Origin of the sequence: [Clostridium] cellulosi (genome assembly GCF_036762875.1) — a bacterium.
Taxonomy (GTDB): domain Bacteria; phylum Bacillota; class Clostridia; order Oscillospirales; family Ethanoligenentaceae; genus Ruminiclostridium_D; species Ruminiclostridium_D cellulosi.
The window spans coordinates 143,185-159,059 of record NZ_JBAIZF010000003.1 but is presented as its reverse complement, the minus strand read 5'-3'; the positions used below and the strand labels follow the sequence as shown (position 1 = coordinate 159,059).

13 protein-coding genes and 1 tRNA gene are annotated in these 15,875 nt (G+C 39.5%); 5 read left to right on the top strand and 9 right to left on the bottom strand.

The genetic code is table 11. The features are described 5' to 3' along the window. Nucleotides 1-44 precede the first annotated feature (44 nt). Nucleotides 45-617 carry a uracil-DNA glycosylase gene (locus V6C21_RS01410; protein ID WP_479268153.1) on the bottom strand — a complete coding sequence of 191 codons (573 nt, stop codon included), beginning with the start codon at nt 615-617 and terminating at the stop codon, nt 45-47. 272 nt (nt 618-889) lie between these two features. Between V6C21_RS01410 and V6C21_RS01405 the strand changes: the two genes are divergently transcribed. Further along, nucleotides 890-965: transfer RNA gene (locus V6C21_RS01405), tRNA-Ala, on the top strand. 97 nt (nt 966-1,062) lie between these two features. On the opposite strand, the gene V6C21_RS01400 is transcribed toward V6C21_RS01405, so the two are convergent. From V6C21_RS01400 to chvE, 5 genes are all read right to left on the bottom strand, one after another. After that, on the bottom strand, nt 1,063-1,956 hold the full coding sequence (locus tag V6C21_RS01400) for a CFI-box-CTERM domain-containing protein (RefSeq protein WP_479268152.1): 894 nt from the start codon (nt 1,954-1,956) through the stop codon (nt 1,063-1,065). Nucleotides 1,957-2,006: 50 nt separating this feature from the next. Further along, complete coding sequence (locus tag V6C21_RS01395) at nt 2,007-2,324, bottom strand: hypothetical protein (RefSeq protein ID WP_479268151.1); 318 nt, start codon at nt 2,322-2,324, stop codon at nt 2,007-2,009. Between the two features lie 523 nt (nt 2,325-2,847). Further along, entirely contained in the window at nt 2,848-4,026 is a 1,179-nt protein-coding gene (gene mmsB, locus V6C21_RS01390; RefSeq protein ID WP_045085869.1) for a multiple monosaccharide ABC transporter permease, read from the bottom strand. Continuing rightward, nucleotides 4,026-5,564: a multiple monosaccharide ABC transporter ATP-binding protein gene (gene mmsA, locus V6C21_RS01385; protein ID WP_034843499.1), complete on the bottom strand. Its 1,539-nt coding sequence runs from the start codon at nt 5,562-5,564 to the stop codon at nt 4,026-4,028. The genes mmsB and mmsA overlap by 1 nt, the downstream gene beginning before the upstream one ends. Nucleotides 5,565-5,720: 156 nt before the next feature. Further along, entirely contained in the window at nt 5,721-6,827 is a 1,107-nt protein-coding gene (gene chvE, locus V6C21_RS01380; protein ID WP_034843531.1) for a multiple monosaccharide ABC transporter substrate-binding protein, read from the bottom strand. 395 nt (nt 6,828-7,222) lie between these two features. Between chvE and V6C21_RS01375 the strand changes: the two genes are divergently transcribed. Genes V6C21_RS01375 through V6C21_RS01360 form a run of 4 tightly spaced genes read left to right on the top strand, consistent with a single transcriptional unit; the run spans nt 7,223 to nt 12,343 of the window. After that, a complete protein-coding gene (locus V6C21_RS01375; RefSeq protein ID WP_045085868.1) occupies nt 7,223-8,116 on the top strand; it encodes a substrate-binding domain-containing protein in 894 nt (297 codons plus the stop codon). Between the two features lie 15 nt (nt 8,117-8,131). Further along, on the top strand, nt 8,132-9,643 hold the full coding sequence (locus V6C21_RS01370) for a sensor histidine kinase (RefSeq protein WP_034843502.1): 1,512 nt from the start codon (nt 8,132-8,134) through the stop codon (nt 9,641-9,643). Further along, nucleotides 9,644-11,254 (top strand): DNA-binding response regulator, encoded by a 1,611-nt coding sequence (locus V6C21_RS01365; RefSeq protein ID WP_034843504.1) that lies wholly within the window; start codon nt 9,644-9,646, stop codon nt 11,252-11,254. An 18-nt stretch (nt 11,255-11,272) separates the two neighbouring features. After that, nucleotides 11,273-12,343, top strand: coding sequence for a sugar ABC transporter substrate-binding protein (locus tag V6C21_RS01360; RefSeq protein ID WP_479268150.1), 1,071 nt, complete (start codon nt 11,273-11,275; stop codon nt 12,341-12,343). A 277-nt stretch (nt 12,344-12,620) separates the two neighbouring features. Here V6C21_RS01360 and V6C21_RS01355 read toward each other — a convergent pair whose 3' ends face one another. From V6C21_RS01355 to V6C21_RS01345, 3 genes are all read right to left on the bottom strand, one after another. Then, complete coding sequence (locus V6C21_RS01355) at nt 12,621-13,451, bottom strand: carbohydrate ABC transporter permease (RefSeq protein ID WP_479268149.1); 831 nt, start codon at nt 13,449-13,451, stop codon at nt 12,621-12,623. After that, nucleotides 13,448-14,341, bottom strand: a complete 894-nt coding sequence (locus V6C21_RS01350; RefSeq protein ID WP_034843508.1) for a carbohydrate ABC transporter permease — start codon at nt 14,339-14,341, stop codon at nt 13,448-13,450. The genes V6C21_RS01355 and V6C21_RS01350 overlap by 4 nt, the downstream gene beginning before the upstream one ends. Before the next feature lie 81 nt (nt 14,342-14,422). Beyond that, nucleotides 14,423-15,685 (bottom strand): ABC transporter substrate-binding protein, encoded by a 1,263-nt coding sequence (locus V6C21_RS01345; RefSeq protein WP_479268148.1) that lies wholly within the window; start codon nt 15,683-15,685, stop codon nt 14,423-14,425. Nucleotides 15,686-15,875: the final 190 nt, after the last annotated feature.

Sequence of the window (15,875 nt, the reverse complement as noted above, 5' to 3'; positions counted from 1 at the left end):
CAGGGGAATGACACCTTAAATATAAAATATACAGGCTTTACGATTTAAATTTTTGTTGAAGTACAAATTTCGCGGATTTTATCCCGCAGGGCGAGATAGTCCTTGAACGCCTCTGGTTTCTGCGCCGGATTTCTCAAAAGCGCGGCAGGGTGAAGCGTCGCCATCATAAGCGTGCCGTTTTTCTCAAACCACAAGCCGTGTTCGCGGGTGATTTTCAAGTCGGGCTTAATTAGCCTCATCCCCGAAATCCTACCGAGGCAGACGATAATCTTCGGTTTCATCAGATAAACCTGATTCCGCAGCCAATCTATGCACATATCCTGCTCTTCAGGAAATGGGTCGCGGTTTTTCGGCGGGCGGCATTTGACCATGTTTGCTATATATACTTTAGTGCGGTCGAGGCCTATTGCAAGCAGCATTTTGTCAAGCAGCTGCCCGGCACGCCCGACAAAGGGCAGGCCCTGTAAATCTTCCTGTTCGCCCGGTCCCTCACCGATGAACATAACCTCTGCGTCTTTATTTCCTCCGCCGAAAACCAGGTTAGTGCGCGTTTTGCAAAGTTCGCATTTCTTGCACTCCCGGCAGGCAGCTTCAAGTTCACTCCAAGTCTCGTACACTGTTTTTCCTCCATTTTATATTTTAAAGCTCTCATAAAATTATAACACAAGGACAATTGTTTTTCATTCAATAGTGGGATTATGAGTGAGGAATATAATGGCCGGCCGAGGCCGAACACGATATTCCCAGTTTTAAATACCCAAAAATACTTGACAAAGCACTTCATAACCATTAAAATAATATAGCAATCTGTCAATCTGGGGCGCGGCGCTATCTTAAGCGCGGCGTGTTCATTTTTCTAAAGAACCTGCCCGGATTTGCATATATATGTGGGGGTGTAGCTCAGCTGGGAGAGCACCACGTTCGCAACGTGGGGGTCAAGGGTTCGAATCCCTCCATCTCCACCAAATATAACCGAAAAGCCAGTAACCATCTTTGGTTACTGGCTTTCTTATTTTTCAGATATTTTTACGGCACGCACCAAATGTAATATAACATAACCTATCATAACCACTCTTTACGAAGAGTTTCAACCATTTCAGTATAGGTCTTTCTGCACTGTTCATACTCATTATGCTCATAGAATGAAAGGCACTTTGACAGATACCTTTCCCATATGGATTTGTAAATATCTTTGCGTTTCGGAGATTTATCAATGGCTCTGACAATCATCGGAGCGATAAGGTAATATTCCTGTATTTGTTCCGGACCGCCCTGCTGAAATTTCAAGTAATTGTCCCTGAAACTTCTGAAAGCCTGAAGCTCATAGCAATTATCAGGCCGGCCCAATGTTTCACAAACCGCAGTTGTGATAAAACATAACTTTGTCTTAAAGCCCGAATTTATCTCTTCAAATGACGATTTCGAAATTTTCCGGTTCTTATGTTCATTATTCCATAACAGCACAAGCATATCGGCCAAGCTTTCACTGTATTCGGCATCATATTTTAAAACGGACGGTATCAGAAATGAAACATATACCCAGATTAGATTCTCAAGCTCCAATCCTTTGAGATTGCTGAATTTTTCTTTTCCTATCACCGCTTTGATTTTTTTATATATGGATTCTGCGTATCGCTTAACAAACTGTTCTTTGTCACCAGAGTAATCGCTGTAAGCGGCAGCAAAGCAATCAAACGATTTTGATATTTCCGTATAATATTCGTTAAACGCAGAGCTGTATTTTTCTTTTGTAATCAATTCGATTACATAAGGATTTATTATTAATTTGGGCGTAATCGCTTGAATTGCTTTGTCCAGTAATGCTTCGTTATTTTCCGCTGATTCCGTTTTTGCGCAAAATATATTTCCGCAAAAATTACAAGTAACCTTTTCAATTTGGGTGTTTATCTCAAAACTTTTCCCGCAAGCTGGGCATGTAACGGTTCTAATCTCCATAAAGACCTTTCCTGTTTTTTAATTTACAGCATCAAAGTACGCAAACACAATCAATCGCGCATTTTTATCTTTGATTTATCAATAAAGATGAAAATGGCAATGAACGCTGCAAAAACGCAGACACAGAGCAGGTAATATAAAATGGTAGCGTAGGGTTCCAGTTTTACATAATCAACGCCGCCAGTGATTACAGCTAATGCACCGCCGATTATGCAAAACCATTTTATCATCTTTTTATACTTCTCATGGAGCGCTTTTTTAATATAATCAGTTTTATAAATACTGCCCTTTCCAGAAAAGGCCCAGTAAAACATATAAATGCCTGTAAGAATTATAAGTATATCTAACGCTTTGTTGAAAGAATCCATAAAAATACCCTCCGTTTATAATTTAACCGCGCATCTAACTGCTAAGGCATGCTGGCTGATATGCTGGTGTTAGTGCCGTTGCACTATGAATATAAAACGCCTTCAATGATTTTAATATTTATGCTTCAGATTGCTTTATAAGCGCTGTTTTATTCTGCATAAAGCCCCTTTAACAGCGGGCAGGTAAATTTGTTGCAGTATACAGGCAAAGCCCTTGCTAAACCTATCTGAGCCGTTCTGGGCAATATTCAAGGGAGAGTGTTTATATAAATTTTTGAAACACTATTTGAATAATGGATTTAAGTACAGAATAATACCCTCTGAAATGATTGTCAATCTCTTTGTCTAATCATCGGCTAAGCGCAGGCGTTACACCCTCGCGCGGGTTATTATTTTGGGGAAATTATCACGATTTTTATAGTTGATATTAATATGAAGCCCACATCTACTCACAATGGTTAATGATTAGATGTGGGCTTCCGCAGTAAAAAAACAATGGGGGAGATCTACCGGCTATCTCAAATTATGATGCTTTTGCTCTTGATTTTGAAATAATATCGAATGCTACAGCAAGAAGAAGGACAAGGCCTTTTACAACCTGCTGGATATCCGATCCTACACCGAGAATAGACATACCGTTATTCAGAACACCCATAAACAAAGCGCCTATGATTGCTCCAACTATTGTTCCGGCACCGCCGTACATTGAAGCGCCGCCGATGAAGCAAGATGAAATGGCATCCAAATCATAGCCTTGACCAGCAAGAGGAGAAGCTGCGTTCAACCTTGACGTTGAAACGATAGACGCGATAGCTGCAATTACGCCCATATTGGTGTAGCACAGGAACAAAACCTTGTTTGTATTAATACCTGACAGTTTTGCGGCTCTTTCATTTCCGCCCATCGCGTAAATATATCTGCCAGGAACTGTTTTAGAAGCGAAGAAACTGTAGGAAACAACAAGGAAGAGAATGATAATAAAGACAATCGGAATACCCTGATACCTTGCCAGCCATAATGAGAACAACATGATAACTGCTGAAATAAGTATAAGTTTAATTAAGAAGAATGACCACGGAAGTACATTGGTTGTATATTTTAACTTTTTGGCTCTGGCTCTGACCTGAAGAACAATAATAGCGGCAGTCGTAATTAAACCAACAACCAGTGAGGTTATATTTAGATTTGAACCGGGAATCTTGCAGAAATCAGGAATAAATCCAGCACTGATATTTACGAAAGATTTACTGAACGGAGCAAGCGTTAAGCCGTTGAGAACCCTTGTTGTAAGTCCTCTGAACATCAACTGGCCCGCAAGTGTTACGATAAAGCCCGGCATTCTTACATAACCGACCCAAAAACCTTGCCACATGCCTATCAGCAAACCGAGAATAAGGGCAACAATAATTGACAACCAGAGAGGCGCGTGATGATTTATCAGCATAATACCGAGAATAGCGCCGATAAATGCAACGACCGAACCTACTGACATATCAATGTTGCCGCCGTTTATAAGCAGAAGCATCATACCTACTGACAGTACAAAGACGTAGGCGTTCTGAAGAATCAGGTTTGTGATATTCATAGGAACAAACAGAATACCGCCTGTTGCAATTTGAAAGATAATCATTACGACTATCAGCGCGATGAGCATTGTATATTGTTTGATGTTGTTCTTGATTAACTTTATAAACGTATCCATTATACTGCCTCCCTGTTACTTTGCATAATGCATTTCATTATAGCCTCTTGGGAAATTTCTTCACCTTGAAGTTCGCCGACAATCTGACCTTCATTTACAACATAAATCCTGTCGCACATACCCAAGAGCTCAGGCATTTCAGAGGAAATAAAGATAATTGCTTTGCCTTCTTCAACAAGTTGATTCATGATTGTATAGATTTCGTATTTAGCGCCGACATCGATACCGCGTGTCGGTTCATCAAGGATCATCAAATCAGGGTCTGTATAAATCCATTTACTCAAGACGACCTTCTGTTGATTTCCGCCTGAAAGATTAATGCACTTTTGGAAGACACTTGGCGTTTTGATATTTAACTTTTTGCAATAATCCTCTGCCACTTTAATCTCAGCATCACTGTTAATGACCATTTTATTGGCGAGTTTATTTATTGCTGCAATCGTAATATTCTGTGTTACGTCACCTGACAGGTTAAGGCCGCCGTTCTTGCGGTCTTCGGTAGTATATGCTATACCGTTCTGAATGGCTTGTCTGACGTTGTTTACCGTTATTTCTTTTCCATATTTATATATCTTGCCGGTGATATTTCTGCCATAGGATTTTCCGAAGATGCTCATTGCAAGTTCGGTTCTGCCTGCTCCCATAAGTCCGGCAAATCCAAGGATTTCACCTTTTCTTACATTAAAACTGACATTAGAAATAACCTTTTTATCAGGGATATTTGGGCTATAGACATTCCAGTTCTCAACAGAGAACATAACTTCCCCGATATTATGTTTTCTTTCTGGATAAAGGTTGGTAAGTTTTCTTCCAACCATGCCTCTTATAATGTTGTCTTCGCTAATATCATCTTTATTTTTGTCAAGTGTCTCTATTGTTGCGCCGTCGCGCATAACCGTTATGGTATCTGATACTTTTGTTAGCTCTCGAAGCTTATGTGAAATAATAATGCTTGTTATACCTTCTTTTTTAAGGTCAAGGAGAAGGTTAAGAAGATTATTTGATTCTTCATCATTAAGTGATGCGGTTGGCTCATCCAAAATCAACAGCTTTATATCCCTTGATAAAACCTTTGCAATTTCAACAAGCTGCTGCTGACCGGCGCCTAAGTTGCCAACAAGGGTATAGGTATCTTTTTTAAGCCCGACTTTTTTCAGCAACTCTTCAGCCTGTTTATGTGTTTGGTCCCAATTTATAATCCCTCTGTTTGCCCTCTCGTTGCGGAGATAAATATTTTCACCTATGGTAAGCTGTGGGACTAAAGCAAGCTCTTGATGGATAAAACCAATTCCGAGTTTTTCGCTGTCGCTGATCGTTTTGAATTTGCAAACTTTACCTTCAAAAATTATATCCCCTGTATAAGTGCCATAAGGGTAAACGCCGCTGAGAACATTCATGAGTGTTGATTTACCTGCGCCGTTTTCGCCTATCAACCCATGTATTTCTCCGCGTTTTACCTTGAGGTTTACATTATCAAGAGCCTTGACACCGGGGAATGTTTTAGTAATGTTTCTCATTTCAAGTATGTATTCGCTCATTCCATCATCTCCCACCATTGTAAACGTAACTTCCTTCTGGTAGACTATATTCGCGGACCCAGTGTATTGGCATAAGTTTTATAACAGTAATAGTCGGCTTGCAGCAGTAAAACTTGTCATTTAACACTACAAGCCGAACTATTACTTTACTTGCTATTATTTAAGCTGGTCTTCTGTATAGTATCCGCCCTTAATAAGAATGTCTTTGTAGTTGTTTTTGTCAACATAAACAGGTGTAAGAAGCTCGGTGGGAACAACCTTTACGCCGTTGTTGTAGCTCTTGGTATCGTTTATTTCCGGAGCATTGCCCTGTTCCATAGCTTCAACCATTGAGACAGTCTTCGCTGCGAGGAGTCTTGTGTCTTTAAAGATAGACATTGACTGCTGGCCCTCTATGATAGCTTTAACATTAGCTATATCGCAGTCCTGACCGGTCAAAATAGGATAGGGCTTTGCAGATGTGCCATAGCCGTTGCTCTTGAGTGAAGCTACGATACCGATTGCAAGGCTGTCATTAGCGGAAAGAACCGCATCAAGCTTTTCACCTTTTGTATAGTTAGATGTGATAAGGTTATCCATTCTTGACTGAGCTAAAGCTGATGTCCAGTTGGAAATTGCGCACTTTGCAAAATCAATCTGGCCGCTCTTTACGATAAGCTTACCCTTGTCTATGTACGGTTTAAGAACGCTCATTGCACCGTTATAGAAGAACTGCGCGTTGTTGTCACCCGGGTCACCGGCAAATATCTCAATGTTGAAAGGACCTTTTCCTTCTTTCAGGTTCAGCTTTGATTCAATGTACTGACCCTGGATAACACCGACTTTGTAGTTATCGAATGTCGCATAATAGTCGACGTTCGGGGTCTGCATAATAAGCCTATCATATGCGATGACTTTGCAGTTGTTTTGCTTTGCCGTGTTCAGAACGTCAGTAAGGGATGAGCCATCGATTGCGGCGATAATAAGTATTTTGCATCCCTTTGTTATCATGTTTTCAATCTGCTGAATCTGAGTGTTGACATCATTGTTTGCGTACTGAATTTCAACGGGATAGCCTTTGTCTTTCAACTGCTTTACAATGTTGGCACCGTCTTGGTTCCACCTTTGCAGAGACTGGGTAGGCATTGAAACACCGATTTTTTCGTACTTTGCCGAACTACCAGATGCGCCAGTTGATGAACCATTTGAACTTGTATTTGAGCTACATGCTGTCAAAGAAAAAACCATTGCGCCTGCAAGCAGAGCTGCAAATACTTTCTTCATTAAGCCGCTTTTCATTTCAGAACCTCCTATTTTCTCTCAAAATTTTTGAATGTATATTGGCTTTGCCTTAGATAGACAAAGTCGACCGCTTCTATCGTACATATATATTAAAGGAAAGCCTTTAAATTGTCTCTGCACAGGTTTATTAATATCTTACTTTTTTTATTTATTTTTTTATTGCACATATTTTAATTAGCATTTTTTTAAGAACAAGAATTTGAAGATTTATTTTTAATGATATCTATTGTATAATAGATAAAAGAGACGGAATTTATCCGCGGTATTTTGGTGATTATATGAAATCATATAAAGTTATAATAATCATACTTGTACTATGCCTATGTATAGGTGGAATAAGTTATTCAAAAAGCATTACAAAAAGATCTGTCCACCTAATGGATGACACACCAAAAAATGCACAAATATTTCGTTACCATTTTGTCGTAATAGCGCAGAATATCAACGAGACATTTTGGCAGTCGGTAAAGAGCGGGGCGCAAAATGCAGGGCAAAAGTATGCGGCTGCGGTAGAGTTCATCGGACCAGAAGTACAGGATGATGATGAAGAGCTAAAGTATTTAAATATAGCTATAGCATGTAATGTAGACGGAATTGCCGTTTATGTAACAGATAAATCAAAATTAAGTCCGGTTATAAATAAAGCGGTTGAAAGAGGAATTAATGTAGTTACGATTGAATCTGATGATAAAAATAGCCGGCGTAAAGCATATATAGGGCCAAACAACTACGAAATTGGTGCAGCTCAGGCGTCACTGGTAAGAGAAGCGGTAAATGGGGAAAGCAATGTTGCACTGATATTCGGGGGTAACTATGCGGAAAATCAGGATTCAAGCGAAGAACTGCTGCAAAGCTTTAAAAAAAGCATAGAGTCAGATAAAAATATAAGGTTGAAATCAGTAAAGAATTCCGGAAGCAGCTATTTCGGCGCGGAAAAGATAATACGAAATATTTTATACGACGAGCCTGATATAAATACTGTGGTATGTACAAGCTCCGACGATACGCTGGAAATTGCACGTGTACTTCTTGATTTAAATAAAACCAGTGATATAACTGTTATCGGTTACGGGTATTCTAGCCAAGTGAGAGATTACATAAAAAATGGCGTGATTTTCGGTTCTGTATATGAAAATCCTGAGAAAACCGGAAGCAAGAGTATCGAATGTCTTGTTAACCTTTTAAATATGAAAGATGTTTCATCAAATATAAATACTGGCGTTTACAAGGTTACAAGAAATAATTTAGTTAGTAATTCGGACGGTTTGTAATTCGGAGAATTATATATGCTGCACTTTAAAAAAAATTATAAAAATGTTATAAGGAAAAAACTTATTCTTTATTTTGTAGTATCTTCCGTTATTGTTAATTTAGTTGGTTTTTATACATACTACAATACCCGCATATTAACATATAAACTAAACACAATTTTTACAAATGATGTAAACCTTACAAACCTCTGCGATACGATTGATTCAGTAGAAGCAAGTTTGAAAGCATATCTGACTACAAGCCATTCGACTGATTTGCAGGATTATCTTGTGTCGAGCAATAATTTAAGGCAAATGGTGACAAATCTAAAAACAACACTTTCAAATAACGAAAGCGATTTACTTTATGTCGATATTAAAAATATGCTGTTCACGTATCTCCAGCATACAGATTTTGCTGTGCAGGAGAAGCGCGGCAGGAATATTGACGGATATACGGATGAATTTAATGAAGCGACGCAGGTCTATAACTACATTAACGAATACATAGACAAGCTTAAGGTTGTAGAGTTTAGAGAAAATAATGCCAACTATCTGCGGCTTTCAAATGAGCTTCAAAGGCTTCAATTTTTTAATATGATAATTTTGATAGTTGGATTATGTGTTAACTTTGTTTTGGTGCTCTTGTTTGCTTACAGAATTACGGAACCTATCATCCGGCTTTCAAAAGCAGCAAGTGAAATAGCTAAAGGAAACTATAATATCCCGAAAATAGCGGTTAAAACAAACGATGAGATTAAAACACTGGCGGTCTCCTTTAACCGCATGGCCGAAAGCATAAAAAAGCAGCTCATTGAGATTCGTAAAAAAGCTGAAATTGAAAATCGCCTAAAACAACAGGAAATGCAAAATATCAAAATGAAATCCATGCTTGATGAAGCCGAGCTCCGCTCCCTGCAGGCCCAGATTGACCCGCATTTTATGTTTAATACGCTCAATGCAGCCATGCAGCTTGCGATGTTCGAGGACGCCGAACGCACGCAGCTTTTTTTAGAGAATTTCTCAAACCTTCTCCGGTATAATCTCGGCACTATCAGCATCCCCTCAACCATATTGGATGAAATAAGCAACATTGAAAGCTATATTTATTTACTGAAAGAAAGATATGGAAGAAAATTTGAGTTTAATGAATATATTGAAGATGGGATACCTAATTTGCAAATTCCGCGAATGACACTCCAGCCTATTGTTGAGAACTCTTTTATTCACGGCATTAATGAAATGGAGAGCGGGGGAGTTATCAGTGTTTCCGTTAAAAGATGTGGGGATTATGTGCATGTTGTAATATCTGACAACGGACGCGGTATGAGTAAAGAAACCATTGATAAAATATTGTCTGACAACCATAGCAGCTTGACAAAGGTAGATAGCACCGGTCATAAATCCCAAAGTATCGGTCTTAGAAATGTAATCAGCAGGTTAATGCTTTTTTATCACATTGAAAAGGAATCTGATGTAATAGAAATCGAGAGTATCTCAGGCACAAAAACGACGTTGAAGTTGCCGATTAAACGGGAGGAAACATAAATGTATAAGCTGCTAATTGTAGATGATGAACAGATTGTAATAGACTCGGTTAAATTTATTGTTGAACGACAAGGCAATTTGCATTTTGAAATGGAGACTGCTCATACCGGAAGGGAAGCAATTGAAAAAGCTGAAACATTTCGGCCTGATATTGTTGTGATTGACATAAAAATGCCTGGTATCAGCGGATTAGAGGCAATTTCAGAAATAAAAAAATTTCATTCCGGGGCCTTATTCATAATCATTACCGCATTTGCAAATTTTGATTTTGCCAAAGAAGCATTGCAAATGGGCGTTATAGAGTATATTAATAAGCCGATAAGCCGAAGCAAGCTTGTTGCTGCACTTGAAAATGCTGTAAAAATCAAAGATGAAGAGCGTAAAAAATTAAAAGTTCAACTTGATTTTAAAGAGAAAATGGCTTTTATCCTGCCGGCCCTTGAAAATAGCTTTATATATTCCATTGTGCTTTCCGATGACCATACTACTGAGCTTAAATCGCTGAAAAAAATACTTGATATTAATTTTGACTGCGGATATATAATGACTATCGAATATGGACAAGGTAAAAACAAAAACGGCCTTGTAAATAAAATCGGGGTAAGCATTAAAAGTCAGAAATTATATTCTGCATTAAGAGACGCTATCAAAGAAAACTGTAAAGGTATCGTCGGCCCGGTAATGATAAACCGCATTACCACATTTGTTCCATGTAATGCCGAAACGGATGAATACACACAGAGAATAGAAGCATTAAAAATAGGGACAAAAATCTATAATAAACTTAAAAGCATAGATTCAGGTATTGATTATTATATCGGCATCGGCAAATGTTATCCCTCGTTAAGGGATGCTAACAAATCCTATGAAGAATCGTTAATAGCCATTGATTATATGGACGAAGGCGGAGTAGTCCATATTAACGACATACCAATGGAACGGGATATCCAAAGGTCATATAAACAAGATATAGAGCAAAACTTGGTTAAAAAAATAATTTTGGGAGAAACAGAAGAGAGTGTCGCTGCTTTTGAACATATTTTCTGCCGGCTAATTGAACAGGATAGGGGTAATATTGACAAATTAAAATTAAATCTGCTGGAACTGGTGGCTGCCATTTGGCGTATTTCAAAAGATTATAATCTCAACAGTGACAACGCTGTATTCGCAGATTGCCTGTCAGAATATATGTCGATAAACAATATAAACCTTATACGGACGTGGATGATAGACAATATCAGGCGGACAAGCGATGAAATGGCAAGGGCTAAGAAAAACAATTTTTCATGTATTGTAAAAAGAGCGATTGAATATTTAACCCAAAATTATAATAAAGCTATAACATTGGAATATATGTCCAGAGAGCTTAATATTAGCCCAACGTATTTCAGCAAAATTTTTAAAGAGGAAACAGGATACACCTTTATTGATTATTTAACCAAGCTTCGCATAGAACAGGCGAAAAAGCTAATCGCTAATAGTAATTACGGGAACAAAGAAATCTGCGATTTTGTGGGTTATTCCGATCCTAATTACTTCAGCAGAGTTTTTAAAAAAATTGTCGGGGTAACGCCAACGGAGTACAGATCCTATTCAATGAACAATAAATAAAAAGGAGGGCAGTGAATATTGAAAAAGCCCTGTACTGTTCTAATAATTTTTATTATGATGTTTGGAGTCATAATACAGACAGGATGTTCAGACCGGAAATACATAAGTTCTCGAAGCTCTTCCCAAAAAATTACTATTGGTTTTTCTATAGACAATTTGCAGCAGGAACGCTGGTATATTGACAAAGATACATTTGTAAAAGAAGCAGAAAAATTAGACGCAGACGTTATTGTCAATGTCGCTTACAACAATGCCGATACGCAGATTTCCCAAGTAAAAGATATGGTGGCAAAGGGAATAGATGTGCTTGTCATCATACCTTATGACTGCCGTAAGGCAGCCGTAGCAGTCAACTACGCTAAGAAAAACGGGGTAAAGGTAATCGCATATGACCGCCTTGTATTAAATGCCGATGTGGATTTATATGCTTCATTTGACAATGAAAAGGTCGGCACATTACAAGCAAATGCAATGATAAAAGCGGTTAGCAAGGGAAACTATGTAATAATCAATGGCCCGTCTACTGACTATAATACTGTTATGATTAACAAAGGAATAATGGATGTTCTCAACAAATACATAAAGGCAGGGCAAATAAAAATCGTCAAACAGATAGTAACTAAAGACTGGTCGGCAGATGAAGCCTCTGACAGTATTGCTAAACTGTTAAAAGATGATACACATATAGATGCCATTATTGCAGAAAATGACACGTTGGCAGCCGGAGCTATAGACGCTCTCGCAGAATACCATCTTATCTCATCAGTTCCCGTTGTAGGAATGGACGCTGACATAGCCGCCTGCCAGCGGGTTGTTGAAGAGCAGCAGCTTATAACCGTATACAAACCAATTAGTAAACTTGCCACTGCTGCTGCGGACGTTGCTGTGAAATTGGCAAAAAACGAGAAGATAACCTTCAGTGAAAAGATAAACGACGGTAAATATGATGTTCCATACCTTAAAATTGAACCTCTGGCAGTTGATAAAGAAAATATGTATTCCACAGTTATAAAAGATGGTTTCCACACTGTTGAAGAGGTTTATATGAATGTTCCGAAATCCCAATGGCCGGAAGATAAAAATAAATAGCAGAATAATTTTTGAATAGTGTTAGGGGTTTATCTGCTTAGCCTAAGACAAGAATAGTTTTTGAATTTTAATTTTGTCTAATATACTGTAATAAATAAAAAGCGGTACCTGTTGAATTGGACACAACAGATACCGCTTTTTTTAGATTATTTAAATGTTATGCGCTGGTGCCTGCCAATCTCCTTGAGGCTTGCGCTAAATATACTAAAAGAGCACTGCAAAACTTTTCGCTTTGCAGTGCTCTTTAAAAATAAGAATTGGTAAAGTTCTAGAGCTGTCAGCCTTTGACGGCACCTGCGACCATACCCTTGACGATGTTTTTCTGGAAAATCAGGTAGATAATCAGTGCCGGAATGATAATCAGTATGGCACCGGCCATAATGTTCTGCCATTCCATTTTATACTGTCCCATAAAACCATAGGCAGCGAGCTGGAGGGTTTTGACAGAGTCGTTGCTGTTGATGGTAAGAAGGGGGAGCAAGAAGTCATTCCAGATCCACATGGCGTTGACGACAACTACACTTGCTGTAACCGGCTTGAGCATTGGGAAAATAATGCTGACAAACATACGCAGCGGCGAGCAGCCATCCAGCGAAGCGCACTCTTCAAGTTCATGCGGGATTCCCTTGACGAATCCATGATACAGGAAGATTGAAAGCGGCGCACCAAGTCCCCAGTAGATGATACCAAGTCCATAAAGGTTGCCGAGCATGCCAAGCTCTTTTGCCAGCTTTACCAGTGTAATCATAAAGGATTGGAACGGAATCATCATTGGCATAATGCAGAACAGGAAGATGAGGTAGCTGTAACGTGTTTTGGTACGAGAAAGCTTATATCCTGCGAGGGAGCTGATAACAACAATACCAGCGACGCCAAACACTGTGACAAACAGCGTATTGAGGAATGACCTCGGATAGTTCATGCTTTCAAAAACATTTTTGAAGTTGTCAAAGGAAAAACGCTGTGGTACTTCCAAAACGTGAGACATGATTTCGCTGTAGGATTTAAAGGAGCCGAACACCATGAGCAGCAAAGGGGAGAGGTAGCAGGCCAGGATGATCAGCATAACGACAAATGTAATAATGGAGGAAGTTTTTGTCTTTTTCATGCCTCTATCTCCTTTTTCTTGAATAGGGTTACCTGCAGAATGGTGATAAAGGCCACCATGACGAACAGGATAACGGATTTGGCACTGCCGTAGCCATACTGGTTACTATTAAAGGCGGTGTTGTAGATATCAAGTGCAACAGAAGTCGTTGCATCGCCCGGACCGCCGCCGGTGAGTGTGAAGATTAGTTCAAACATTTTCAGAGAGTTTGCAATCGAGTAGAAGGTACATACTGTAATAGATGGAACGATCAAGGGCAAAACAACCGAGAAGAAGCGGCGGACTTTACCCGCGCCGTCAATTGTTGCGGCTTCCAGAACATCATCCGGCACGGACTGCAGCCCGGCAATATATATCAGCATGTAGAATCCGAGCGCCTGCCACACAGTGACAAGTACAGTGCTGATAACTGCCAGTTTGGGTTGCCCCAGCCAGCTCCATCCGAATGCTCTAATGCCTGTCGCCTGATGTATCGCTTCAAAAGCTCGTCCGAAAATAAACTTCCAGATAAAGCCGATAATAATAAGACTGATAATATTCGGAATGTAAAAAGCAGCCCTAAAAAATCCTTTGCCCCATAAGTTTGACTGTTCCAGAATCGCTGAAAGGAGCAGAGCTATTATATTGATCAGGATAACCGTCAGAAGGGCATAGAGCAGCGTATATCCGATGGCTTTTATAAACGTAGAGTCATTAGTAAAAGCACGAATATAGTTCTGAAGCCCGATGAAAGTTGATTTACGCTGAATGCCGTTCCATTTGCGTAAAGAATAAAAAATGCACATGAAAAAGGGAATTCCGACAAACAGTAGGATTGCAATTACTGCGGGCATAGTAAAGCCAAGAAACTCCAGAGCATGGCTGACTTTTTTTCTCCGTGCCTGATTCATAGACTTAGACCTCCAGGATTTGGTCAAAAATGAGGGGGGCAAAAACGTCCCCCTCACCAGACCTGATAAATGATTTTACTGTCAGCTTTCTGCGTTATAGGCATCTACAAATATCTTAGTCAAATTGTCTTTAGTTTGCTGACGGGAAGCACCCGCTGCGTAGTTTTGGAATGCTGTGCCGAACGGCTGTTCGATACCATCGGGGCCGCAGAATATCCACCACTGGCATGTTTTCCCGTCATTTACAGCCTTTGCAGTTTCCTTAGCCAGTTGTGTATCGGGGCTTGCTGCATCTTTCTGCGGGGAAATTTGCTTGACAACTTCCGGAATCCAAGATTTGCCGTAATCAGAAGTGGTCAGCCAATCCAGGAATGAGAGAACTTCTTTAAGGTTTTTGGAATCTTTTGAAACGCGCATAGTCAGGTTTGAATCGACGGCTATAACAGATTTTCCGTCCATGCGGGGAGCTTCAAGGTAACCCATGTCGATGTCTTTGTTAATCTTGCGGATAGAATCCTCTTCCCATGAGCCCTGATGGATCATGGCAACTTTACCGTTGGCAAAGTCGGAAACTTGCATATCTGCAGTGGACTCCATCGGTTTAGAGCCGCTGTATTTCTTAACAAGGTCGATCAAATCAAGAGCAAAGTCAACCTGCGGGAGATCGCCGAATTTTAACTTGCCGCTCTTAATGTCACTGAAGAGCTTGTTGTAATCGCCATCGTATGCGTCACTCATAGACGGGTAGGTCATCTGAGGCAGAACCCACCATTCAGCAAAACCGGAGCTGAACGGCTGAATGCCCTTAGCCTGCAGTTTTTCACAAACTTCCTTGTAATCGTCCAGTGTAGTGGGCAGTTTAGTAATTCCTGCTTTTTTGAACAGATCTTTATTGTAAATAAAGGAATGAGACTGGACAAGGAACGGATATCCTGTAATCTTATTGTCTAATGTAACACTCTTGAGGAACACCGGGTTAAAATTCTTCATGAAACTTTCGTTTGTCAGGTCGTAAGCATAGTCTTGATAGACCTTGTTGTCGTTATAAGCACTGGACATGAACAGGTCGGGAATATTGCCTGAATTTAGTTTGGATTTTAATACTGTCTGATAGTCGTTTTGAATGATTGTCATGTTGATGGTGACGTTCGGAGCAACTTTCTTGTACTCAGCTGCCATGGCTTTGTACTGATCAGTAAGTTCCGGACTGTTCAACATGAAGTTTAAGGTAACGGGACTCTTTGATGAAGCTGTACTGTTAGTTGTTTTTTCGCCTCTTGAGCAACCGGCTATGGTACCGGCCAGAAGAACTGCGCAAAGAGACAAGGCAATCAACTTTTTCATATTTTACCTCCTTGCTTTTTTGAACGAACAATATGCTGTTAGCTTTCATTTCACCCTATGATAATATGTTTATTGTTAAAAGAAAAGTGAAAATCGAAAACTATTAGGGGTAAAAAGAGATACAAAAAAATCCTTAACTCGTATAATTTTTTATGCTATAATTTATAAAAATTCCGTCATATAAGGAAAT

Bases quoted from the DNA above. Each gene is read 5' to 3' on its own strand.
- V6C21_RS01375 (WP_045085868.1), top strand. From the start codon at position 7,223: ATGGATGACACACCAAAAAATGCACAAATATTTCGTTACCATTTTGTC.
- mmsB (WP_045085869.1), bottom strand. From the start codon at position 4,026: ATGGATACGTTTATAAAGTTAATCAAGAACAACATCAAACAATATACA.
- V6C21_RS01345 (WP_479268148.1), bottom strand. From the start codon at position 15,685: ATGAAAAAGTTGATTGCCTTGTCTCTTTGCGCAGTTCTTCTGGCCGGT.
- V6C21_RS01355 (WP_479268149.1), bottom strand. From the start codon at position 13,451: ATGAAAAAGACAAAAACTTCCTCCATTATTACATTTGTCGTTATGCTG.
- mmsA (WP_034843499.1), bottom strand. From the start codon at position 5,564: ATGAGCGAATACATACTTGAAATGAGAAACATTACTAAAACATTCCCC.
- V6C21_RS01350 (WP_034843508.1), bottom strand. From the start codon at position 14,341: ATGAATCAGGCACGGAGAAAAAAAGTCAGCCATGCTCTGGAGTTTCTT.
- chvE (WP_034843531.1), bottom strand. From the start codon at position 6,827: ATGAAGAAAGTATTTGCAGCTCTGCTTGCAGGCGCAATGGTTTTTTCT.
- V6C21_RS01365 (WP_034843504.1), top strand. From the start codon at position 9,644: ATGTATAAGCTGCTAATTGTAGATGATGAACAGATTGTAATAGACTCG.
- V6C21_RS01400 (WP_479268152.1), bottom strand. From the start codon at position 1,956: ATGGAGATTAGAACCGTTACATGCCCAGCTTGCGGGAAAAGTTTTGAG.
- V6C21_RS01395 (WP_479268151.1), bottom strand. From the start codon at position 2,324: ATGGATTCTTTCAACAAAGCGTTAGATATACTTATAATTCTTACAGGC.
- V6C21_RS01370 (WP_034843502.1), top strand. From the start codon at position 8,132: ATGCTGCACTTTAAAAAAAATTATAAAAATGTTATAAGGAAAAAACTT.